This is a genomic window from Granulicella sp. S156 (assembly GCF_009766105.1).
Taxonomy (GTDB): Bacteria; Acidobacteriota; Terriglobia; order Terriglobales; family Acidobacteriaceae; genus Granulicella.
On the sequence record NZ_LMUH01000026.1, the window covers coordinates 128,701 to 149,959 of the forward strand.

Sequence of the window (21,259 nt, forward strand, 5' to 3'; positions counted from 1 at the left end):
TCTCTTCATAACAGAGCCCCTTTAAGGATCTTGTGAAGCCTGGCCTAAAACTCCAGGCGTAGTGAGAGATATCTAGTTGTAGCTAGGATTGGCGAGTAAGTATGTTTGTTATTGACGAACTTCAAATGGCAAGTCGTCGGAGTTACCGTATCACAAGTTATGTGTCACTGGTTATTGCAATAGATTTTTAAAAAGCTGTTTTTTGCAATTAATGGTTTACCTGCGAAGAATTACCCGGGAGAAGGTGCTCATAATGTAAGTGCCATGGTGTTTTGAAAACTATGGTTGGGAAAAATGAGATCAGGTCTTTATCGCCACAAAAACAATGTGGCTCTGCAAAGCGCACCCAATTGCATTATCGAATGCAGAGTAGTTTTTGAAACATGCGTCGAAGAGTGAAGCTAATAGTGGCTTAACTGCTGGAATGCATATATTTATCGTGGCTTAGTTTTTTGAGCGGAAAAATACTTGCGAGCTCTCCTGGTAGAAGAGTCCTTGTATCGTGCTCGAAAAAGAATGTGCTGAGTTATTCGATGCCAGTCGCGATAACCATCAAAAAATTGCGCCTGGTTTCGGCTGGAGCATCTTGAAATTTGTAATTTCCGTTGATTTTTAAAATGGTGCATTTTTCAAAAATGCAGTCGATGAGGTGGTTGTCATATAGAGCAACTTATTCATCGTGGTAGTTTCACTAGTAGATCTGCTTAAGTGATGTGTAAAGTCATCCTCGCGAAGCATCGGTGCCAGCCAGAGGCGTAGGCGGGGTCACGGTGCAACTGCGGCGGAAGCTGTCCGCAACATGTCGATCTCTTCCTGATCTTCCAAATGCAACAAGTGGGCTGTGCGTCCCAGGTGCCAGATAACAAGTGCAGCAAGGATAAAACCATAAGGTTCCACTACGTCAAGAACATTTTCTTTCACCGTTGAAACGGTGACGGTTTTTCGACGGATCAGTTGCTACGGGTATGAATCCCGCGAGCCCGCTGCGAACAGAGATTTGTTGTCATGAAAACTCGCCGAATTTGTGGCAGAAGGTTTCAAATACCTTCTCCCATGGTGTGCAGTCTGCCTATGCCCGGAAGTGTCTCACCGGATACCCTCTTGTGTCGAACTTTTTAGCAACAAACGGGCGAAAGAACGGAAACTGGACATCACCGCATATTTCGTTTCGGACACCACCGAATACTGCGCGAGGTTGACCTCACCGCCCATACCCTCGTACACTTGCAGAGGCGGCTGATTGTGGCTCCCGCCGAGCCTGCGGCTGCCGTTACAACCTGTTTTTTGCCCTCTCGTTCAATGGTAGGACTGACGACTCTGACTCGTCCAATCGGGGTTCGAATCCCTGGGGGGCAACCAATACCTATCAAAACCGAACTTCTTCGTACTTCCCTGAACATCCTCGCACGCGAGGATGTTCTTGTTTTACAAGGACTTACGCGAAAATAGTGTGCGAACGCGTCCGAAGACGTGCGGCTACAGCCGGACTTTTCTGGGGGGATTATTGTGGGGTACGGTGAGCAAAAGTGTGGGATCGAGAAAACCCACACTTTAGAGGCTCATTATGGACTGACTATCAAGGAAATTGAAAACGCAAAACCACGGGCCAAAAAATATTAACTGGCAGATGGCGGTGGACTATGTCTCATCGTCAAACCGTCCGGCGCAAAGCTCTGGCTTTGGCGGTATCGGTTCGATGGCATCGAGAAGAATATGTCTTTTGGAGAACACCCGGTTGTCGGCCCAAAAGATGCCCGTGAACCTCACTTAGCTGCGAAGAAACTACTGGCTGCCGGCATCAATCCGATGGGCGAACGCAAAGCCGAGGCCGAAGCCAAGCGAGAGGAAGTCAAGGCGCTCCAGCGTGAGACTGATAGCAGCATTCGGCCTTGATATGCAAGCCTGTAGAGCGCATATAGGAGCGTGTTGTTGCTCATGGGCTTCTTCTTGTCCATGGTCCCAGGGGATGCGGCGGTCGTTAGCCGTAGCTTTCCAGGGCCTTTTGCCGCGCAACATCCGACTCCGTCATGTACTGATCGAAGTTGCCAGCATGAACTTTGTCATGATCGTTGAAGTGGTACTCAAATCCGTCGTACTCGATGATGATCTGGACGGCACGGCCAGACTTTGTTGGAACGCGAAGCAAGAAATCAGTCTTCCAGGCCGGGTGGGTATACCTTGGATCGAGCTGTTGAAGGTATTCGCCGATATGGAATTGCGCCACCAACTCAAGCGAGTTCCCATGATTCTGGAAAAGACGAGTGGACTTCAACCATTCCAATACCTGCCGTTCCATCGGCGAAGCCGTATCTGTCGCCGACGCGTCCGGACTGCTGACATTGATGGATAGCATCTGCCGATGGAAAGGAACCCTTAATAGTGCACGTTACTACTCAAGGATAATCCTCTATACGTTAGTAGCGCTTGAGGCTATTCGTTCTTCAATGGCAGTTTCCCTAAATGTGGGCAGCGTTGTCGAGTCGGTTGGGTAAATGTTCCAGTAAGACTGGTGCTTATGATCCTTTCGATCCTCTATTTCCCCCGTTCCACCGGCTGGCTCCTCTTCGCCCAAGAGAGAATCTCATCGAACCGGATGCGATAGATTGCTGCCGTACCGTCTAGGCTTGCGGTCAAGATTTCTCGTCCGTTGCGGGAGAAATTAGCATCCGTAACCTGCCACATATTCTCGCCAAATATGGCCATCGGTCGTCCACTCTCAGCATCCCACAGCCGCGCTGTACGGTCGTCGCTGGCAGTCACGATCTGTTTACCATCAGGAGAGTAGACGGCAGTGAAAACCGTTGAGTTGTGCTCCATCACGATCTCTTCCTCTCGAAGCCAAACCGGACGAGAGAGCCTCGCTCGTGGTCGACTTGCCGTCATTCGGTCTTTGCTTTTAGCCTCGCCAGGCATATTGCTGGAAGGCGTCGTCTAGCGGCAGCTCGGCGATGGTCGCGAAGTAGTTTGTGATCGTTGAGGCCGCGACAATGGCTATGACCTCTAGAACCTGTTCCTTCGTGAAGCCGGTGGAGAGGAACGAATCATATTCTTGGTCGCTCAAATGTCCGCGTTTCTCAATGAGCGTTTTCGCCAGCGAGGAAAGTGCAGCAAATCGTTTGTCCTTCGGTACGCGTCGCTCACGGATCTCATTGGTCTCGCCGGAACTTACTTTCGCTTGGAGTGCCAATCCCGTGTGGAATGCGACGGCATATGTGGATGAGTTTGCGACTGCGTCGGTGAGAAGAACGATCTGAGTCTCCTGTTCAGTGAGGCTGCTGCTGTGTACCTGCTGAAATACGCCAACAAGGGAGTTGATGAGCTTCGGCGAGTTTGCAATCGCGGCGGCTATATTCGGTATAACTCCAAACGCTTGTTGTAGCTGTTCGAGCCCTGACTTCGAGCCCTCGGGTGCTGAGGCAATCGTGTGAATCGGATAGTTTGACATGGAAATCTCCTTAGTGATTTGGCTGTACCTGAAAATCTGGACTACTATTACTGATCTCGGATCGACGCTGCATCAATTACCCCGCAGGGAATTGATGCTGGTCATCCCGAACCGACGCCCCACCTACCTCTTTGATGAAGTCGAGCAGGAGCTCGCTGAGCCGAACCGGCTGCTCCTGTTGGATCCAGTGACCGGCGTCGTCGATCAGCTCGATGCCACTCATCCTCGTCGCCGCCTTCGTCTTCATCAGATCGAGCGCGCCCGGCGCCGAATAGGTACCCCAATCGCTCTTCCCGCCGATGAAGAGCGACGGGACATCGATCGTCTTGCCCGAAAACAGGCGCAACTTAGCGGTTAGGTCAGGATCGGAGTAGACGCGATAAGCCTGCAGGGCGCCTTGAAACCCGGTGCGGCCATACTCCTCCGTGTACACCCCAAGTTCCGGCTCGGTGAGCCATTTGCTGGCCAGCACCTCGGCGACGGAAGGTTGGAAGGGAGCCACGGTCTCGGGCATCGTCTTGCCGAGATCCATGACGTAATAGGTGGGCATTTGTGCAAGTTCTACGGCGGTTCGTGCCTTCAACGGATGCGGCTGATTCCCCGGCCAGTCAGCGCTCTTGACATAGAAAAATGCACGAAGAAACGCGTGTAAACCTTGAGGGGGGTGCGACATGTCATCATTCGCCTGCCGCGAGCTCAAGTACTGTTGGTAATACTCTCGCGGCGGATCGAGTGCCGCCAGCGCGACCGCCAACTTTTGATTGTCAGTGTTCGGTCCAACCGGCGATGCCTCGCTGTCCGAGGTGTTGAACGGAAGCGCCGGCGGACCGGGAAACGGTGCGCTCATCAGCACCACCGAGGGAAACACGTCAGGCCGGCCCAGCGCACAATAGGCCGCCACGGGCGAGCCCAGGTCGTGCCCGACGAGCATCGCCGTACGCCGATACCCCAACGCCGAAACCAACGCGAGGGCGTCGCGCGTCAAATTCAACAGGCCGAAGGGCTCGAGCGGGGTGTCATAGCTGTTCACCCAACCGGTAGTGCGGCCAAAACCCCGCTGGTCGGGCGCCACAACATGGTACCCCGCTTCAGCCAGAATCGGGATCAGGTGTCGCCAGCCGTAAGCCAGATCCGGAAAGCCGTGCAGAAGCAGCGCGAGCGGCCGGCCGGGGGTTTCATAACCGCCCTCGAGAACATGGACATCGAGGCCGTTGACCCCATGGATCATGCGGGAGCGAACTCCCTTGGGAAGCGTTCCCTCGCCATACGTTGATATGGTCATATCCGTTCCTCCTATTGGGTTTGCGCGGGCCGTTCGAAGTGAAGCCGCGACCAGGCTGGCCGCGCCCATCGCTAAGAAGGCTCGTCGGGACGTCGATGGCTTGAAAACTAACTGATTACTGGGCATCGCCGGGACTCTTACTATGTCGATCACCATAGTATGGTGATCGCCCTAGTAATGTCAAGCGAAACTTGTTATGTTCACGGTATGCCACGTAAGACTGACGCCCGAACTCGCGCGATTGCCACGGCCGAACGATTGTTTCGCATCCAGGGCTACACTGCGACTGGATTGATCCAGATCCTTGAAGAAAGCGGTGCGCCTAAGGGATCGTTCTACTTTCACTTTCCACGCGGCAAGACACAGCTCGCAGAAGAAGCAATCGATCAATACGTTGCGAAGAGAATTGCTGTTTTGCGGAATATCTCGGCGAATACGACGGGTGATGCTCTGAATTTCGTTCATCAGATTTTCACCACATTCGCGGCCGAAATGGTCGCCTCTGATTTCCAGTACGGATGTCTCATGCAAAATCTGGCGAATGAGCTGCCCGCGCTCGACGCTGAGCTGACCAAACGAGTAGCGCGCGGATTTGTTGATTCAACCGAGATTATTGCGGAGCATTTTAGGGGGTGCGGTTTCGCTCCCGCGCGTGCATCCTCTACCGCAGCCGCATTGGTAGCCGCCCTCGAAGGCGCGCGAACGATCGCCCGCCTGGAACGCACGCCGGCTATATTCGAGGCGCTGGCGGATGTTAGCGTCCAGAGGTGGTCTGCCCCAGAGGGGTGATCCGGCAACTTTTACCCGGTGCGCAGCACCGCTCACGTACCGGGCAAGATTCCGATGGAGGTTCATGCCTTACGAACCGCCGCGAACTCCACCCCGGATACTGGCTTCTTTGAAGTGACGGAAGGCTCTGGTACAACCGGAGACTTCAGAACACGTAGAAGAGACGGAACCGAGGCGATCACGGTCTCACAAATGTGGCACCCGCGTCTCGACGCCGATCCGGCGCATCGCTGGCTGCGAGGCATAGTGCTCGCAACCTGCCGCGAAGCGGGCTCGGTGATCAACACGGACAAAGCGCCGACCCGATAGAAACGCAGCTTCCAGTTCCTCTCGCTTTACGGTCCAATTCCCCATACATCGAACCGCAGCGTGCAGGCGTTCTCGCGTCGCTCGGCTTCGTAGCCAAATGCTTTCGTCTCCTGTCTGAGAAAGACCAGACCGGTCGGACGTGGAATGCCCGGTCATGGGAGAAAGAGCGGAAGCGTTGGATCTTTAGCTCCAGGACGCGAGCCTTTCGTCAAGGTCGTAGATGTAGGAGTGGGCAGTTGCTTGAGGTTTGTAGGGAGCCTGGGTTCGACCCCTCTCCATGATGGATTTCGTTTGAACTTGACGATAATCGTCATAACGAGTAATATTGATTACATGGCGGGAAAGTTGAAGCAAGAAATCCGGCAGACCAAAGACTTCGCCTCAACTGAAGGCGAGGCGGCTCTGAATGTTTTGCGCACAGCGGAGGTGATTCAGCAGAAGCTGAATGCTGTATTGAAACAGTTCGACCTGACGCTTACCCAGTACAACGTGCTCCGTATCCTGCGTGGAGCAGGAGATCAAGGCATTACGTGCTCCGTGCTCGCCGAACGAATGATAGCGAGAGATCCGGACATCACTCGGTTGCTCGATCGCATGGAACGCAGGGGGCTGGTTGTACGTCAGCGATCCGCCGACGATCGCAGGGTTGTTCTGACCATGCTTCATTTGAACGGTGCCACACTGCTGAATGAAACCCAGAAGCCGATGCGCAACGCGATGCTCGCCATTATGGGCAGATTAGGGGAGACGCGGTTGCTGTCACTCATCTCGTCGCTGGAAGAAGTGAGAGCAAACGAAGAGTGAGCCTTTTTTTAATCCAATACTTGTTATCACGATAAACCGTTGCACGGACACTATCTATCGTCCTTGCTGAGACAGACCATAACAATGCTTTCCAAAGCAGAAAAGGAACATAAAATGATCGCCATTACAGGAGCAAACGGAAACCTGGGCCAACTCGTTGTGAAAGGCCTCTTAGAGAAAATTCCAGCAAATCAGATCGTTGCCGCGGTCAGAGATCCAGAGAAGTCCGGCGCTTTGCTCGACCTGGGGGTCGAGGTGCGGAAAGCGGATTATGATCGTCCCGAAACGTTGACTGATGCTCTTACAGGGATTGAGAAGCTATTACTTATCTCTGCGGTAGTGCCGGGCGAACGATTCAGACAGCACAAAGCCGTGATTGATGCTGCGAAGGAAACAGGTGTGCAGTTGGTAGCCTACACGAGCATGTTGCGTGCTGACGCCTCCACGATGCTTCTTGCGGCCGAGCATAAGCGAACTGAAGAGTACCTGAAAGAATCTGGCCTCACGCTCGTGCTGTTACGCAACGGCTGGTATTTGGAGAACAACACTGGAGCTCTCGCTTCGGCACTTACCCATGGCGCTATCATGGGCTGCGCAGGTCAAGGCCGTTTCGCCTCTGCTTCGCGTGCAGATTATGCAGGTGCAGCGGTTACGGTTCTTACCCAGCTTGGTCATGAGAACAAAACCTATGAACTTGCAGGAGACCACTCCTTCTCAATGTACGAATTTGCAGAGGAGGTCTCGAAGCAGGCTGGTCGGCCTGTGGTCTACAACAATGTGATGCCGGCCGAGTATGAAGCTGCGCTGCTTAGCTTTGGGTTGCCGAGGATGATCGTTGACGTCGTCATTGATACCGACTCAAAGTCGTCAAAAGGGGATCTGGATAGTTCCTCCCGTGATCTGGCTAACCTTATCGGCAGAGACACGACTAGCTTCTCTCAGGCGATCAAACTTGCGCTGCAGGCCTGAGCGCCAACTTTGAGCTAATGAAGCCACAACGACCTAAGGAGCCTAGCGTGAAGACTATTTTGGCAGCTTTCGCAATTCTATCGATTACAGCCTCTACTTTAGCTCAGAGTCCATCGGGCAAGCCGCAGGCATGTTGGATTGAGACCTCTGCGGTCACTATGGATGGCGCGCCGGCGTGTATGTGACTCTGCATGTAGCCAACAAGGAGTACCTCCATCATTTTCGCTGGCGCTTCATTCGTATAGGAGTGCAGCGGAGACTCGTTGGACCGCGCCTGCGAAGCCATGACACACTGCTATCGTCGGGTCTGCTCTGCTGTAGACCACACCTCGGGAATTGAAACGATAAAGCACAAGTACAAAGCCGTTCTCCGGGGCTCTGCAAACCTCTGCTTACCGGATGAAGACAGAAAGGTTTGGTTGTCGATGAAACTGGTTGCTCTTGCTCTCTTGGGAAATTTCTTGTATTTGCAGCCGCAATCACCGGACAGCGAGCTCGCTGCAAAGCTTCGTGCTAAGGACGAACTGCTCCTCAACGCGGTGCATCGCGGTGATCGCAGCGCGTGGGCAAATGCCACTACGCCTGACTTCATGTACATCGAAGACGGAGACATTCTTAGGCGTGAAGCGCTCCTAAACGAACTGGAAGAAGATGGGGCTGCTCCGCTCATCATTCGAACCTATGACATGCACCGCCAAGGCGATACAGCGGTAGTCGTGCATTTGGATGATGTACCGGAGAGACCAGGTCGGGTGACGAAGAACAGTCACCTGCTCTTTACAGAGGTATGGCAGCAGATCGGTACCGATTGGAAGCTCCGCCTCATTGACATTGACCGTTTGAGGGTCGACCCGCCTGCGATCACTTTGCCCCCTGCGGATCTGGATCAGCTTGTAGGAACTTACCAGGCAGGGACGGCTGTTTATGTGATCCGTCGTGAAGGAAATCGGCTCCTCGGAGGCCGCGGTGGAGCCAAGGAAGAAGAGTTGAAGCCTGAGGTGCGCGACGTCTGGTTTGTTTCTGGACAAGCCAGATATAGGAAGATCTTCCAGCGAGATGCCAGTGGACAGATTATGGGATTCGTCAATCGCGACGAGAGCAGTGACGTGAGTTGGACGAAAGTCATCCCGGGTCAGCATTAGGCACGTGAGCAAGCGCTTCAACCCACGGTCAGCGTAGCGGCGCCGGTCACTCCATACTGACTGTACTCGCTCATCGAGTCTCCGTAGCGCTGGCACTGAGTGAGCGCAAGCCTACTCTAAATTGCCGATTCTAGGCTGAACGAGCGTCCCGTTTGCCCCGTCGTCCGGGTCTCCACTTAGGAGTTCGGATGCCGAGGAGCGCTTGATCGATCAGTTGCTTCCCGTACTGCTCCGTCAGTGCGGGGTGACGGAGCAGAAGCCGGAGATACATCGGCGCAACAATCGCATCGAGTAGAAGTTCCGGGTCTGTCGCGGCTAGGAATTCGCCGGACGCGATTCCACGCTCAATGTCTGCCACGGTGGATGCTCTTCTCGGGCGGATGTGGCTCTCGTAGAGTTCCTTCAGGATCGACGGATCTGCCTGGCCCTCAGCGATCAAGTCGGCGACGACCTTTCCGAACAAGCCATTGCATTGGGCGACGAGGTGCTTGACCCTCGTCCGCAATGCCTCTTCCGCCGAAGTCGCTTCCGGCACTTCGAGGATGGCATTGAACCGATCGTGGAACATGGCCATGATGAGGGCGCCCTTGGAGGGCCACCACTTGTACAGCGTCGGCTTTCCGACACCTGCTCGTTTTGCGACGGCATCCATGGTCAGATCGCGAGCGGGTTTTTCTTTCAGCAACTCCGAGACGGCGTCCAATATCTCAGCATGAGAGACGGCCGCATCGCTGCGGGGCCTTCCCAGATGGACCGCTTTGGACTTCGCCCTTGGCATACCTCAACTTACCTGAACGACACGTAAAAAGAAATGAATCCTTAAATTTTCCTTTACGTCTAGTAAAGTATAAGTAATTTTGTGCAGATGCTTCAGGGAGGAACAACAATGCAGACACTTCGGGAAGATATCAGTACAGCTTCGTGGCTGGTGCAACATACCTTGACCGCGGAGGACCGGGCAGCCATGGCCGCCATGCGCGCCATGGTGGAGCCCAACAAAGGCAAGCTTCAAGGGATTGCAGCTCGGGTTCCGTTCGACGCGATCATGGAGCACGTCTCTGCCCCGGTCGGCGTAGTCTACGAGGCTGACCGTGTTGGAGGTGTTTCGGGATGGTGGTGCAGACCCGAAACCGCGCGGCCCGGCCAAGCGGTGATGCACCTCCATGGCGGATGGTTCGGCTGGGGCTCCGCACAAGCGTTTCGTCATTTGGCAGGACATATCGCTGTCAGTGCCGGCGTAGCGACCTTCGTGCCCGACTACCGGCTTGCCCCGGAACATCCATTTCCTGCAGCTGCAGAAGACATCCGAGCCTGCTATTTCAGTCTGATCGAGCGAGGCTTCTCGAAGATCGCCATTACGGGTGACTCCGCTGGCGGAAACCTCGCGCTTGAGTTGCTTGTGTATCTTGCAGCAACCAAGGCTTCTGGCAGTGAGGCGCTTGTTGGAGGAGTGGCGCTTTCGCCAGTGACGGATCTGGCTCTCTCGGGAGACAGTTGGTCGACACAGGCTGATGCCGATCCATTCTTCACCCGGCCGCAAGCCGCCGAACTGGTGCGTTCCTATCTGGATGCACATGGTCCGGAAGACCCATTCGCCTCACCGCTTTATGCTGATCTCAAGGGTCTGGCCCCGATCCGGGTCCATGTGGGCACCGACGAGGTTCTACTCGATGATTCGGTCCGCCTGGTGGAGCGGGCGGTGGCTGTCGGAGTCGATGCCCGGCTGGACGTCTGGCAAGGGATGGTGCATGGACACCTGGGAAGCATAGGACGCCTGGCAGCTTCCACCAAGACACTTCAGCTTATCGGAGAGTTTCTGATCGAACGCTTCGCCAACACGGAAGCTCAACGGTAAGAGGAGTCATCAGGGCACATTCCGAAAAATCTGAATGTGCCGCTGTGTGGGAGGGCGATGATGGTGTCCCTAAGAGGGATTGGTTATCAGTCCAGACTTCCCCGTCGTAAAGTCGACGAACTCCTGTCGGAATTGGCCGCACAAACGGAGCATTGGTTGACCGCTGATGCTCCCGAATAAAAGGGGACAACTGAACTGTGGAAACGTCATTTGTGCTGATCGTTCTTTTCTTCGCCGCACTCGCAACCGGCGGTTTGATCGTTAACTGGATAGGACTAGGACGCGCGATGTCCCGGCTTTCGGTTTCTAGTTATATTGAATTCCACCAGCATACAAACCACACTTTCGATCCCTACATGCCGATCGTGGTTTTTGGTTCTGTGGCGGGTGGGATAGCTCTTGCTGTGATCTATGGTATCCATTCGATCTCCGGCAACTTGCCTCAGCAGGTGCAGTCTGCTATGCCCTCGTAATAGCGATTGCCCTACCCACATGTGTCCGCATCAACCATCAGATCAAGTCTTGGTCGATCGTGAATCCACCGCGCGAATGGGCACAAATGCGAGCACAATGGATTCGATTCCACGTCATTCGAACTCTATTCTCAGTGCCTGGGTTTGTTGTTTACATTCTCGCCGCGATCTTAGCTTCCCATCGATAATTCTGATAATTGATAGCCTTGCCCAACGGCATTCCGGCCCATGACACGTTCCGGTGTGTTTTTATGCTGATCGACCCGAAGGACTTCGAAAGTCGCTTCACCGCCTGGACCCAGGCCTTTGCTGAGAGCCCAGATCGAGAGGCCATCGCGATCGACGGCAAGACCGTCCGCGGCTCCTTCAACCGTAGCCGCGATCAGGGCCCCCTGCATATCGTCAGCGCCTGGGCCGGCGAACGGGGGGTTGGTGCTCGGGCAGCGCCAGGTCGACGACAAATCGAACGAAATCACAGCCATCCCTGAGTTGCTCGACACGTTGGATCTGAAGCGGAGCATCGTGACGCTGGACGCGATGGGCTGCCAACGAGTGATCGCCAGCAAGATCCTGGAGCGTGGCGCGGACTATCTAGTAACGCTCAAAGCCAATCAGGGCAAGTTCTTGCCGCCGTCAAGCAACACTGCGCCGCTACCTGTTTTGCCCTTGGTGCTTTCCACCGGCTGGCGTGGGACAGCCTCGATGACACCCATGGCCGTGTAGTGAGGCGCAGAATGTTCGTCTGTCCTGAGGCCGCTCTGCTGGAGCCTATGCTGGACTGGCCTGGTTTGCAGACGGTCGTGGCTGTGGAAAGCATTCGTAGCCTCAACGTCTAGTTTACTGCGGTCACTGTACCTACTAGTATGTAAAATAGTGTTTAGAGATCAAGCGAGGGGCTAATGAGTACATCTTTGGGACTCGGTTCGATTCGTACACCACGAGTGACATCTGTGAAGAATTCCATTGTGCTTGCTGGATACGCTATGTGCGCTTCTCTGTGCTTGAGTGCAGCGTGCCAAAGCCCGACGCCTTTTTCATTGCGGGACCTGGGGTCCGGAGCTTGGGCGGCGATCGATAACTCGGCGGCCAAGCCAGATCTAGCCGGTTCAAACGCAGGCTTTGTGATTGGGCCAGAAGCGGTCCTAGTGGTGGATACATTTGAAAGTTCGGCAGCGGCGCAGAAGATGTTGGAAGCGATCAGAGAGAAGACAAATTTGCCCGTGCGGTATGTCGTGAACACTCACTACCATCTTGACCACGTGGCTGGGAACGAAGTCTTTGCAAAATCTGGCGCTACTGTTATGGCCCAAGACAATGTGCGCCCTTGGATGCGAACAGAAAACCTGAAGTTTTTTGGTGAGAAGATCACGCCAAAGCAGCGGGAGTGGGTGGATAATTTCTATCTTCCAGATGTGACATACGCACAAGGCGCGACAGCATATATCGGAATCAATCGTGGCGAAGTACTGCGGTTCATGCCTGGTCACACCGGAGGGGATACGATCATCTACGATGCTCAGGCGAATGTCGTTTTCTGTGGCGATCTTTTCTGGAATCACACGCTGTCGAATTTGATCGATGCGTCGACCAAAGAGTGGGTTGAAACTTTGAACGTGCTGGTCCACGACTACCCTTCAGCAAAGTTCGTTCCGGGCCATGGCGAAAAGGTAGGGGATGCATCGGATGTTCGAGCTTTTCGCGATTACCTGGTGTTTCTTCGTCAGGCGGTTTCCCGTGCACAGGCAGACGGGGCAAGCAGTGCCAACGTTTTGAAAGTGGTATTGCCCCAGGTGAGCGAAAGCTACGGTAAGTGGGCATTTTTTGACTTCGCCGGACCCGGCATTCAGCAGACGGACGAGGAACTTCGACACCTAAAGAAACTACCGCAGCAGCCTTTGAAATGATCTGCCGTGCCCGTCGTTTTGCCAATACGGATAGCTTTCAGAGTATCTGCAGATGAACGGAATAGGTCCACCCCATAAGCAACAGTAAAAAGGGACTAGATCCATGCGTCCGCTCCTCAGCTCCGCAACACTCTCCTTCGAGATTCTCGACGGCTGCATGTTCAAAAAGGTCAGCAAACCAATTCACTCGTGTTGAGGTGTTTCATGTTTCATGTGCGTCTTAAGCCTTTGTTTCTATCATTGCTCGTGGTGAGCGCCTGCCAATCTCGGGCACAATTGCCGCTAAGTCTTTCGGTGGACCTGCGCGACGCTCCACGTAAGTTGCTTCATGCGACGGAAATTCTTCCCGTACAAGACGGGCCATTGACCCTCGCTTTTCCAGAATGGATACGCAACGAGCATGAGCCCGCTCCCCTAACGCAGCAGGTAGGCCTATTCATTAAAGCCCGTGATGGCAGCGGAGTTGTCGGCCAGGCTCTTTCCTGGAAGCGTGATTCCCTCGACCCGTATCTCTACCATGTGACCATTCCGAATGGAGTCCGCTCCATCGAAGTCAGATTCGACTTCATTACATCGGACAAGAATGGGGACGCCCTCGCATCTTCAGATGCAAACCTCGCGGTGTTGGACTGGAACACTGTCGTCCTTTACCCCTACAGCGGACCGGGTACGCGAGTTGCCAATCTCACCGTCACCCCGACGGTCATCTTGCCAGGCGGTTGGCATACGGCCACCGCACTCAAAGCTGTGGCGGGGGTAATGGAGCCGAGCAGTTCGGTCGTAAACTTTCAGCCGGTGTCGCTCGAGCAACTCGTCGATTCCCCGATGATCTCCGGACGCTACTTCCGAGAGATCGCACTTGCCCCTGAAGTTTCTCCCAGACATTACCTCGACATCGTAGCGGATCGCCCGGAAGACCTCGAAGTCCCTCAAGCGCGAGTTGATGAATTGAGCCAGGCGATTCGCCAGGCCGGGTTACTGTTTCGTAGTCATCACTACGACGAATATCGCTTTCTCATCACGCTTTCGAACAACATCTCGGGCGCAGCGATCGATCACCACCAATCTCTAGACAATCGGCGTCCGGCGAATTTTTTCCATAATGAGAAATGGCAGAGTTACACGATCCACGATTTTCTTCATAGCTGGAACGGCAAGTATCGGCGCCCTGAAGGACTCGCCACACCCAACTTTCAAACTCCTGTGATTACGAGCGGAATGTGGGTATACGAGGGGCTGACAGATTATCTGACCAATGTGATGACCGCGAGAACAGGCATCTGGACAAAGGAAGAGTTTTTGGAGGCTCTGGCATCGAAAGCTGCCTACTATGATCGCCGTCCAGGTATGCAGTGGAGGGATCTTGACGACGTTGACACGATGGCCTACCCGCTTTGGAGCAGTGAGGATTCCAGTTACGATAACTGGCGTCTCAACGGCTTTGATTTCTATAGCGAAGGGAACTTGATCTGGCTCGATGTCGATGTGACTATCCGCAACAAGTCGAACGGGAAGAAATCTCTTAACGACTTTGTGGCTCTCTTCCATGGCCTCGGTGGGGATACCGGCCCCAAAGTTGTTCCGTACTCCTTCAACGACATCGTAGCTTGCTTGAATCAGGTCGTTCCGAACGACTGGGAAGGCTTCCTCACCGAACGCCTTCACGCTCTGTCAAAAGCACCTCTTCAAGGCATCGCCGGAGCCGGCTACAGGCTGGTCTACAAAGAAGGTGCTGACAAAGACTTTCAGTATTCTCTTGCCATGAGCATCGGAGCGGACGGTTTAATCTCCGATGTCTTGATGGGCGAAATTGCCTATCAGGCAGGTTTCGGCCCTGGGATGAAAATACTTGCGGTGAACGGTCAACCATTCTCGCGAGCAACTCTGCAGCAGGCAATAGATGCCGCGAAAACGACGACGACGCCCATCGACTTCAAGGTTGACAATACTGGCGTAATCTCGGACCTGCGTCTTGACTATCACGGTGGGCAAAGGCATCCCGTGCTGGAGCGTGTCCCGAATACACCGGATCGGATCGCAGAAATTCTGCAGCCGATGAGCAGGTAGAGCAGTTCCCGTATGGATGTGAAGTGGAGAATCCCTGCGAGTGCTGTTTTTCTTGGGAAAAAACAGCGTATAGACCTGTGGCTCGCTATACACCTATACGGGAACTGCTCGAGTCAGCAACACAACACTTCATTCTTGGCCGGCTACTCGGAAAGCTTCATCGTAATAAGCTGAGAACACCACGGATCGCGCGGTGGAATGGCTTAGGAGAGGCAGCAGCGCTCGCCAGAACGTAGCCGCCCTGGATTACGGAAATAAGCGTCGCAGCCACTTCGGCCGCGTCTAGTTCCGTCGAAATCTCCCCGTTCTTTTGCCCCTCCTTTAAGACGGACTTGAGTTTGAGTTGAAGCCATTCGAACGTCTCGTCAATTGGGCGACGCAAATCCAAATCCGCGGCGATCTCGGGGTCCTGGGTCAGCTTACCGATTTGGCAGCCTTTCAAAACCTCACGGGAACGCAGCATGTAGCCGCGAATCCGTTCAAGCGGCGTACCCGATCCACTCAGCCACTTGTCAGCTCCAACACGAAAGGAGGCGGCACTCTGTTGGATTGCCTCTGCCGCCAGATCGGATTTCCCCTTGAAGTGGTGGTACATGCTCCCTTGGCCAGCGCCCGCCCGTTCCTGAATCGCTTTCGGACTCATACCTACATAGCCCCGCTCCCAGAGAAGTTCCTGCGCGCTTTGCACTAGACTTTGACGAGAGTTCATGGCCTGTACCTATTAGTACGTATACAGTCCCAGGTTAGCAAATGCATTTTAAGAGCCCGGCGGTCGAATTCGGGCCCCCGCCTCGTAATCCCGCGACAGCGGCCCCTGTCTTGGTTTCGGTAATTATCCCATCCCGTCGTCCGGTGCTCGCGGACACCATGGTCACCTGTTGCGACGACACCGTGTCCCGATGACTGCGAGCGCGTTTTGGTCCTAGAGACCGGCCGAGAAATGGCAGCATCGACGCTCCTCTCGAACCCCAACCGGCACCGAGCTTCCACCAGGACAGCTCATCCAGAGTGCCTATAGAAACCCGGTGGAGAGCAACATGCGGCGCAACGAAACCAAGAGCAACAGCAAAAGTACTATGAAGGAAAAAGATAAAAGCAAACCCTTGACACCAGTGACCTGCTCATAGAAAACGCCCTTGTCGTTAGCTACCTTCGAATGATAGCGACTCGGTAGCCATTGGCTCTCCTTCTCGATGAGTGGTAAATCACCGAGTAGTAATCCAGTGCCACTCCGCCTGGAAACTCGTCTTGGCCTGTTCTCAACAACAGTGAATTGTAGTTGTCGAAAAACCCGACTTCTAAGGAACGTTTCACACCCTGTCCATTGCGCTGACATCGCTATAGTTTAGGTTGAGGGGAGCTCGTCCCAGTTTCAGAAAAGGAACTAAACGGCCATAGGTCAGGCAGCGCCACGCCCATTCGAATGGCCCCATCTCGAACCGTGACAGCCAAATCGATGACCAAGTCAGCTGTAGAGCCTAGACTGCTATCGTCTGAGATAGACTCCGAGTTCGCGGGCTGTTATAGGCCGTTGGCGTCGGTCGGAAACATGCACTCCACGCGCAGTTCCTGCGCGGTGATGCACTGTGGAGTTCCAATGGTTGTGATCAAAGAGAAGTATGAGAAGCGTTGTTTGCCTCGCCGAAAAGTAATCGGCAGTACAGGGCTCTGGGGAGCAAGCGACGGCTTCAACTCTGCAGCTCCTGGATATTCCCGCAGTCGTTTAACCAGTTCTTGAAGCTCCGCATCGAGCACCTGGCCTACTGCCTCCCGCTGAACCCTTTGCAGTAGGCCGGCCGCGACCTTCTCCCACTCGTCGACATACGGTCGCATCCCGGCTGGATCGAACATCAGATCGAGAAGATTTCGCGGTTTTGGTCTCTTTTCCAAATCAATAAATGAACCAAAAAAGCGCGGTGCTGCCTCATTGGTTCGCACCACATTCCAGTGCCGGTCCAGTACCAGCGCTGGATGCGGCTCATGCTGCTTCAACATCCGGTCGATCGCTCCGGTGACGATCGCCATCTGCTCGGTATCTATACTCGGTTCGCTGTATTGGGGCGCGTACCCCGACGCGAGTAGCAATCCATTCCTCTCACGCAAAGGAATGTTCAATGCATCGCTAACGACAGAAAGAAGATCGCGGCTGGGAGCACTACGGCCGCTTTCGACGAAGCTCAGATGCCGCTGCGAGATGCCGGTATCCATCGATAGATCAAGCTGGCTTTTGCCGCGCTCTTGGCGCCAGTGGCGCAGCAACTCGCCGAGCGGTGGAAGTGCGTGAGTAGAATGCGTTCCCATTTCGATCTCCTGTTTCAAAAATTATCCAAATCGCGGAGCCCCACCAGTGGCCGACTGGCGAGGTGTCGATCTCCACTCTCTAAGCTAGCCAAACATACGGCTGGAAGGGGGCATCCAGGGTTGGATTGGCGATTGTCGCAAAGTAGTTTGTGATTGTCGAAGCTGCCACGATGGAGATGACTTCCAGAAGCTGTTCCTTTGTGAAGCCAGCAGCGATAAACGAGTCGAACTCCTCTTCGCTCAAGTGCCCGCGTTTCTCAATGAGAGTCTTTGCCAGAGTTGACAGTGCAGCAAGCCGCTTGTCCGTGGGCGCGCGCCGCTCACGAATCGCACTACTCTCTTCAGAACTGAGTCCTGCTTGGATTGCCAATCCCGTGTGGAACGCAACGGCATACGTAGAGGAGTTTGCGACTGCGTCCGTGAGGAGGACGGTTTGAATCTCCTGCTCAGTGAAGCTGCTGCTATGAACCTGTGCAAAGACGCCAACGAGGGAATTGATCAGTTTCGGCGAATTTGCAATGGCGCCAGCGATGTTGGGAATGACGCCAAACGCCTTCTGTAGCTGTTCTAGCCCTTGCTTCGAGTTCTCGGGCGCAGAAGTAATTGTGTGAATCGGATACTTTGCCATGTGATTCTCCTTAGTGATCTGGACTGTTGCAGGGATACTGCTCTTCGATCACTTTCCTACTATCGGACGAATCAAAAGGAGCAGCAATTACCTGGCAGGTAATCGTTAGCTTTGAGGGCGACTATGTGATGCATGGAAGCATCAGCCATCAGACTCTGAACTTCAGGCAGTAAACGTCAGATTGCGATCTGCGGCCTTCAAAACCACGTTTGATGTATTCACCAGTGTTGGCCCCGACAACTCGCTTGAACGCCTTACTGAACGCAGCGTCGGACTCGTAACCGACCGACCGAGCAACGTCTATGAGCTTTTTGTCACGCTGTTGTAGTAACTGCATCGCCTTCTGCATCCGCCACTCGGTTACATATTCCAGTGGCGTTTGTCCGAGGAGATCTTTAAAACGCGCTGCAAATGCGGAGCGAGACATGCCCGCCGCCTCGGCCAGGGATCCGACCGTCCAGGGTGAATTCACTCTGTCGTGAATGGCACTAAGAGCAGTACCCATTTGAGGATCGAAAACGGCGCGAAGCCATCCTTTGTTGCGTTCTGGTCCGGACGCGATATGCGCCCGGAGTATCTGGATAAACAGAACCTCGGCCAGCCGAGTCGCGACGACTCCAGATCCCGGCGCCTGTTCTGCCATTTCTGATGCCAGCGCCTGCATTGTGTTGTGAAGAGCAAGCGTGCGTGCCTGATCGGCCTTAATCAGAATGAAGCTCGGCAATAACTGAGTGATCGGCTTCAGGCTGGCGCGATCGAAACTGAAGGACCCACAGACGATCGTCGTCGGCGCGCCACCACCTCCATAATGAGCGACATTGCTTTTGGCTTTAGCGGCGATTTCGCGGAAGGTTGACCTTGGACGTGTTCGCGGGCTATCGCGCATGACGATCGAAGTGTCGCGGGCCAGCAAGAAGCAGTCGCCACCGGTGAGGGGAATCGGGTCCGGAATGCCTTCGACACTGAGCCAGCAGTTACCGCGCGACAGCATAGTGAAGTGCGCCAAATCTGTGGGTGAATTTTTTTTGCCGGAAGACGTGACTTTTTCTTCGGTCCGGTTCTCCTGTATCAAGCCCCACGGGGCTGTAGCTTCGAGCCTGTGCTGACCGAAAGCGGTTACGTGCATCGTTCTGAAGATGTCTGTTATCGGATCCAAGTTAAGCCCCCCTCTTTCTGGACGAATGGACAAAATCTTAGGACTCCCGAGCAGTTCTCGTCCACCACGAAAGAACTCTACTCCACTGTACGCAATGCTACACATCTACGAAGGAGAGTCATTATGGGAAAGCTAGAAGGTAAGGTTGCAGTCATCACAGGTGGATCGAGCGGCATGGCGCTAGCGAGCGCTAAGCTCTTCGTTCAAGAGGGCGCCTACGTTTTCATTACGGGTAGGAACCAGGAGCAGCTCGATGAGGCCGTCAAGTTGATTGGCCGGAACGTGACTGGAGTGCGCGGCGACGTTTCCAATCTCGACGACCTCGACCGCCTGTTCGATACAGTCAAGCGGGAAAAGGGCAAGATTGACGTCCTGTTCGCGAGCGCCGGTACGGGCGAATCCGTACCACTGGGCGAAATTACCGAGCAGCACTTCGATGCGGCCTTCAACCTGAATGTGCGCGGCACGCTGTTTACGGTTCAGAAGGCGTTGCCGCTGTTCAACGATGGCGGATCGATCTTCATGACCGGGTCAAATGCTGCGGTGAAAGGTTTTCCTGGTTTCAGCGTGTATGCGGCGAGCAAGGTGGCGTTGCGCTCCTTCGCACGCACTTGGCTCAACGAACTGAAGGACAGAAAGATCCGCGTGAACCTGCTGGTTCCCGGTGCTATTGCCACACCAATGCAGGAAGCAGTTCTCACCAAGGAAGCGAAGCAGTATTTTGAATCCCTAATCCCGCGGGGAAAGATGGGTCAATCTGAGGAAGTCGCGACGGTCGCGCTGTTTTTTGCTTCAGACGACTCGAGCTTCGTGAACGGGGTGGAGCTGTTTGTCGACGGCGGCATGACGGCCATCTAGCGTCTGCAGACCTCGGCCAATGGCTGACCTTTTGGCCACTCGCAAAGTGATTTACCGCGGGACCTTACGGAAGGTTGCCACACAACGGAATTTGATGTCCCGCGCAGTCGAAGGCTGGGAATCAACAACAACACGGATAGGAGAAACATTATGAGCTATGCAATCGTAGGATTCGGCAAGATCGGCCAGGCCCTCGCCCACGCCTTCGCCCGTAAAAACATCGACGTGACCGTCGCGAGCCGCCGGTCACCCGAGGAGTTGGCACCCCAGGCCCGGGCGATTGGCCCCACGGTCGTCGCCAAGTCGCTACAGGATGCACTCGAGGCCGACATCATCATCTTGGCGGTCCCGTTCGGGGAACATCGGGAGGTTGCGAAGGTCCTGCCAAGCTGGAAAGGCAAGACGGTCATCGACGCGATGAACTCGTCTCCAATCCCACCTGAGGAACTGGACGGTCTCCCGTCCTCCGCCTTCGTTGCGAAGTCGTTGACCGGCGGTAAGGTCGTGAAGGGTTTCAATCACCTGATTGCAGCCACCTTGGCTACCGATCCTGTTGTCGAGGGGGGCCACCGGGTCGTCTTTCTGTCGAGTGACGAGGAGGACGCGATTCCTCCGGTGGCAGATTTGGCCAAACAACTCGGGTTCGCACCCGTCAAGCTCGGAAAGTTCAACGAGGGTGGCGCGCTGGTGCACGCACGCGGTAAAACTTGGGGTCGCCTCATCTTTCAAGATTTGTTCAAGAAGGAGCAGTAATCGATCGTCGACCCTGTGATTTGGCCCGAGAAGGATGGTTCCGAAGCGTCCGATTAGATCGGACACACTTGATGTAAGGGAAAAGGAGAGATTCCGATAAGCATCGAAAAGAATGTCCTGGTTGTGAAGGATTTCTTTAAAGCCATGGGCAGCGGCGACAAGCAAGCTCTGCTGTCGTTGGTCACCGAAGATATTGAGTGGATCGTTCCGGGCGAGGACTGGCCGCTGGCCGGCACGCACCGAGGGCATGCGGGTTTGGCGAGTGTGCTTCAGAAGTCAAAGGAAGATGTAGAGATGACATACCCAAAGCCCCCCCGAATTTGTGGCGCGGGAGACCGGGTTCTGGTTGTCGGCGTCGCTACGGGGAAGATTAAAGCCACGAATAGGGCGTTCAAGGACGAGTGGGTCTTCGACATCACCGTTCGAAACGGCAAGTTGACGAGAATCCAGGAGTACATCGACACGCAAGCCCTGGCGCGGGCCTCCGAGACGGTCGTATGATCGCGCTCTCCAAGCAATGTGCG

General features: G+C 54.5%; 25 protein-coding genes and 1 tRNA gene. 16 read left to right on the plus strand and 10 right to left on the minus strand.

Going from position 1 to position 21,259, the window contains the following annotated elements; genetic code table 11:
• Nucleotides 1-1,285: 1,285 nt before the first annotated feature.
• Together GSQ91_RS22165 and GSQ91_RS22170 are read left to right on the plus strand one after the other, a co-directional pair.
• Nucleotides 1,286-1,359: transfer RNA gene (locus GSQ91_RS22165), tRNA-Gln, on the plus strand.
• 261 nt (nt 1,360-1,620) lie between these two features.
• Nucleotides 1,621-1,893, plus strand: coding sequence for an Arm DNA-binding domain-containing protein (locus GSQ91_RS22170; RefSeq protein WP_158824553.1), 273 nt, complete (start codon nt 1,621-1,623; stop codon nt 1,891-1,893).
• An 85-nt stretch (nt 1,894-1,978) separates the two neighbouring features.
• On the opposite strand, the gene GSQ91_RS22175 is transcribed toward GSQ91_RS22170, so the two are convergent.
• From GSQ91_RS22175 to GSQ91_RS22190, 4 genes are all read right to left on the minus strand, one after another.
• Nucleotides 1,979-2,353 carry a hypothetical protein gene (locus GSQ91_RS22175; RefSeq protein WP_158823948.1) on the minus strand — a complete coding sequence of 125 codons (375 nt, stop codon included), beginning with the start codon at nt 2,351-2,353 and terminating at the stop codon, nt 1,979-1,981.
• 179 nt (nt 2,354-2,532) lie between these two features.
• Entirely contained in the window at nt 2,533-2,817 is a 285-nt protein-coding gene (locus GSQ91_RS22180; protein ID WP_254064878.1) for a WD40 repeat domain-containing protein, read from the minus strand.
• Nucleotides 2,818-2,896: 79 nt separating this feature from the next.
• Complete coding sequence (locus GSQ91_RS22185) at nt 2,897-3,445, minus strand: carboxymuconolactone decarboxylase family protein (protein WP_158823950.1); 549 nt, start codon at nt 3,443-3,445, stop codon at nt 2,897-2,899.
• Nucleotides 3,446-3,521: 76 nt separating this feature from the next.
• On the minus strand, nt 3,522-4,727 hold the full coding sequence (locus GSQ91_RS22190; protein WP_216845369.1) for an alpha/beta fold hydrolase: 1,206 nt from the start codon (nt 4,725-4,727) through the stop codon (nt 3,522-3,524).
• Between the two features lie 159 nt (nt 4,728-4,886).
• Here GSQ91_RS22190 and GSQ91_RS22195 point away from each other — a divergent pair, with 159 nt between their 5' ends.
• The 5 genes from GSQ91_RS22195 to GSQ91_RS22215 all read left to right on the plus strand — a co-directional run bounded on the left by GSQ91_RS22195 (nt 4,887) and on the right by GSQ91_RS22215 (nt 8,740).
• A complete protein-coding gene (locus GSQ91_RS22195) occupies nt 4,887-5,516 on the plus strand; it encodes a TetR/AcrR family transcriptional regulator (protein ID WP_158823951.1) in 630 nt (209 codons plus the stop codon).
• Nucleotides 5,517-5,534: 18 nt separating this feature from the next.
• Complete coding sequence (locus tag GSQ91_RS22200) at nt 5,535-5,825, plus strand: hypothetical protein (protein ID WP_158823952.1); 291 nt, start codon at nt 5,535-5,537, stop codon at nt 5,823-5,825.
• A 345-nt stretch (nt 5,826-6,170) separates the two neighbouring features.
• Nucleotides 6,171-6,629 (plus strand): MarR family winged helix-turn-helix transcriptional regulator, encoded by a 459-nt coding sequence (locus GSQ91_RS22205; RefSeq protein ID WP_158823953.1) that lies wholly within the window; start codon nt 6,171-6,173, stop codon nt 6,627-6,629.
• Between the two features lie 114 nt (nt 6,630-6,743).
• Nucleotides 6,744-7,598 carry an SDR family oxidoreductase gene (locus tag GSQ91_RS22210; protein WP_158823954.1) on the plus strand — a complete coding sequence of 285 codons (855 nt, stop codon included), beginning with the start codon at nt 6,744-6,746 and terminating at the stop codon, nt 7,596-7,598.
• 467 nt (nt 7,599-8,065) lie between these two features.
• Nucleotides 8,066-8,740, plus strand: coding sequence for a nuclear transport factor 2 family protein (locus GSQ91_RS22215; protein WP_158823955.1), 675 nt, complete (start codon nt 8,066-8,068; stop codon nt 8,738-8,740).
• A 130-nt stretch (nt 8,741-8,870) separates the two neighbouring features.
• Here GSQ91_RS22215 and GSQ91_RS22220 read toward each other — a convergent pair whose 3' ends face one another.
• Nucleotides 8,871-9,518: a TetR/AcrR family transcriptional regulator gene (locus GSQ91_RS22220; protein WP_254064825.1), complete on the minus strand. Its 648-nt coding sequence runs from the start codon at nt 9,516-9,518 to the stop codon at nt 8,871-8,873.
• 108 nt (nt 9,519-9,626) lie between these two features.
• Here GSQ91_RS22220 and GSQ91_RS22225 point away from each other — a divergent pair, with 108 nt between their 5' ends.
• From GSQ91_RS22225 to GSQ91_RS22250, 6 genes are all read left to right on the plus strand, one after another.
• Complete coding sequence (locus GSQ91_RS22225) at nt 9,627-10,595, plus strand: alpha/beta hydrolase fold domain-containing protein (protein ID WP_158823956.1); 969 nt, start codon at nt 9,627-9,629, stop codon at nt 10,593-10,595.
• Between the two features lie 212 nt (nt 10,596-10,807).
• Nucleotides 10,808-11,068, plus strand: a complete 261-nt coding sequence (locus tag GSQ91_RS22230) for a hypothetical protein (RefSeq protein WP_158823957.1) — start codon at nt 10,808-10,810, stop codon at nt 11,066-11,068.
• Between the two features lie 206 nt (nt 11,069-11,274).
• Nucleotides 11,275-11,556, plus strand: a complete 282-nt coding sequence (locus tag GSQ91_RS26310; protein ID WP_158823958.1) for an ISAs1 family transposase — start codon at nt 11,275-11,277, stop codon at nt 11,554-11,556.
• Nucleotides 11,501-11,791 carry an ISAs1 family transposase gene (locus GSQ91_RS26315; RefSeq protein ID WP_158823959.1) on the plus strand — a complete coding sequence of 97 codons (291 nt, stop codon included), beginning with the start codon at nt 11,501-11,503 and terminating at the stop codon, nt 11,789-11,791. Before GSQ91_RS26310 ends, GSQ91_RS26315 begins: the two co-directional genes overlap by 56 nt.
• 227 nt (nt 11,792-12,018) lie before the next feature.
• Nucleotides 12,019-12,972 (plus strand): MBL fold metallo-hydrolase, encoded by a 954-nt coding sequence (locus GSQ91_RS22245; protein ID WP_158823960.1) that lies wholly within the window; start codon nt 12,019-12,021, stop codon nt 12,970-12,972.
• Nucleotides 12,973-13,176: 204 nt separating this feature from the next.
• Nucleotides 13,177-15,039 (plus strand): M61 family peptidase, encoded by a 1,863-nt coding sequence (locus GSQ91_RS22250; protein ID WP_158823961.1) that lies wholly within the window; start codon nt 13,177-13,179, stop codon nt 15,037-15,039.
• 157 nt (nt 15,040-15,196) lie between these two features.
• Here the strand turns inward: GSQ91_RS22250 and GSQ91_RS22255 are convergent, their stop codons facing one another.
• From GSQ91_RS22255 to GSQ91_RS22275, 5 genes are all read right to left on the minus strand, one after another.
• Nucleotides 15,197-15,748 (minus strand): TetR/AcrR family transcriptional regulator, encoded by a 552-nt coding sequence (locus tag GSQ91_RS22255; RefSeq protein ID WP_158823962.1) that lies wholly within the window; start codon nt 15,746-15,748, stop codon nt 15,197-15,199.
• A gap of 601 nt (nt 15,749-16,349) precedes the next feature.
• Entirely contained in the window at nt 16,350-16,508 is a 159-nt protein-coding gene (locus tag GSQ91_RS26320) for a DUF418 domain-containing protein (RefSeq protein ID WP_158824556.1), read from the minus strand.
• Nucleotides 16,509-16,560: 52 nt separating this feature from the next.
• Nucleotides 16,561-17,340, minus strand: a complete 780-nt coding sequence (locus tag GSQ91_RS22265) for a helix-turn-helix domain-containing protein (protein ID WP_158823963.1) — start codon at nt 17,338-17,340, stop codon at nt 16,561-16,563.
• A gap of 79 nt (nt 17,341-17,419) precedes the next feature.
• Nucleotides 17,420-17,968 (minus strand): carboxymuconolactone decarboxylase family protein, encoded by a 549-nt coding sequence (locus tag GSQ91_RS22270; RefSeq protein WP_158823964.1) that lies wholly within the window; start codon nt 17,966-17,968, stop codon nt 17,420-17,422.
• Between the two features lie 148 nt (nt 17,969-18,116).
• Nucleotides 18,117-19,124, minus strand: a complete 1,008-nt coding sequence (locus GSQ91_RS22275) for an AraC family transcriptional regulator (protein WP_216845419.1) — start codon at nt 19,122-19,124, stop codon at nt 18,117-18,119.
• Nucleotides 19,125-19,247: 123 nt separating this feature from the next.
• Here GSQ91_RS22275 and GSQ91_RS22280 point away from each other — a divergent pair, with 123 nt between their 5' ends.
• The 3 genes from GSQ91_RS22280 to GSQ91_RS22290 all read left to right on the plus strand — a co-directional run bounded on the left by GSQ91_RS22280 (nt 19,248) and on the right by GSQ91_RS22290 (nt 21,236).
• Entirely contained in the window at nt 19,248-19,982 is a 735-nt protein-coding gene (locus GSQ91_RS22280) for an SDR family NAD(P)-dependent oxidoreductase (RefSeq protein WP_158823966.1), read from the plus strand.
• A gap of 150 nt (nt 19,983-20,132) precedes the next feature.
• Complete coding sequence (locus tag GSQ91_RS22285; RefSeq protein ID WP_158823967.1) at nt 20,133-20,735, plus strand: NADPH-dependent F420 reductase; 603 nt, start codon at nt 20,133-20,135, stop codon at nt 20,733-20,735.
• A 123-nt stretch (nt 20,736-20,858) separates the two neighbouring features.
• Nucleotides 20,859-21,236: a nuclear transport factor 2 family protein gene (locus GSQ91_RS22290; RefSeq protein ID WP_254064827.1), complete on the plus strand. Its 378-nt coding sequence runs from the start codon at nt 20,859-20,861 to the stop codon at nt 21,234-21,236.
• Nucleotides 21,237-21,259 lie beyond the last annotated feature (23 nt).

Excerpts from the sequence above, each read along its gene's own strand:
- GSQ91_RS22175 (WP_158823948.1), bottom strand. The coding sequence starts at position 2,353 with ATGCTATCCATCAATGTCAGCAGTCCGGACGCGTCGGCGACAGATACG.
- GSQ91_RS22180 (WP_254064878.1), bottom strand. The coding sequence starts at position 2,817 with ATGGAGCACAACTCAACGGTTTTCACTGCCGTCTACTCTCCTGATGGT.
- GSQ91_RS22185 (WP_158823950.1), bottom strand. The coding sequence starts at position 3,445 with ATGTCAAACTATCCGATTCACACGATTGCCTCAGCACCCGAGGGCTCG.
- GSQ91_RS22190 (WP_216845369.1), bottom strand. The coding sequence starts at position 4,727 with ATGACCATATCAACGTATGGCGAGGGAACGCTTCCCAAGGGAGTTCGC.
- GSQ91_RS22195 (WP_158823951.1), top strand. The coding sequence starts at position 4,887 with ATGGTGATCGCCCTAGTAATGTCAAGCGAAACTTGTTATGTTCACGGT.
- GSQ91_RS22210 (WP_158823954.1), top strand. The coding sequence starts at position 6,744 with ATGATCGCCATTACAGGAGCAAACGGAAACCTGGGCCAACTCGTTGTG.
- GSQ91_RS22220 (WP_254064825.1), bottom strand. The coding sequence starts at position 9,518 with ATGCCAAGGGCGAAGTCCAAAGCGGTCCATCTGGGAAGGCCCCGCAGC.
- GSQ91_RS22225 (WP_158823956.1), top strand. The coding sequence starts at position 9,627 with ATGCAGACACTTCGGGAAGATATCAGTACAGCTTCGTGGCTGGTGCAA.
- GSQ91_RS22250 (WP_158823961.1), top strand. The coding sequence starts at position 13,177 with ATGTTTCATGTGCGTCTTAAGCCTTTGTTTCTATCATTGCTCGTGGTG.
- GSQ91_RS22255 (WP_158823962.1), bottom strand. The coding sequence starts at position 15,748 with ATGAACTCTCGTCAAAGTCTAGTGCAAAGCGCGCAGGAACTTCTCTGG.
- GSQ91_RS22265 (WP_158823963.1), bottom strand. The coding sequence starts at position 17,340 with ATGGGAACGCATTCTACTCACGCACTTCCACCGCTCGGCGAGTTGCTG.
- GSQ91_RS22270 (WP_158823964.1), bottom strand. The coding sequence starts at position 17,968 with ATGGCAAAGTATCCGATTCACACAATTACTTCTGCGCCCGAGAACTCG.
- GSQ91_RS22280 (WP_158823966.1), top strand. The coding sequence starts at position 19,248 with ATGGGAAAGCTAGAAGGTAAGGTTGCAGTCATCACAGGTGGATCGAGC.
- GSQ91_RS22285 (WP_158823967.1), top strand. The coding sequence starts at position 20,133 with ATGAGCTATGCAATCGTAGGATTCGGCAAGATCGGCCAGGCCCTCGCC.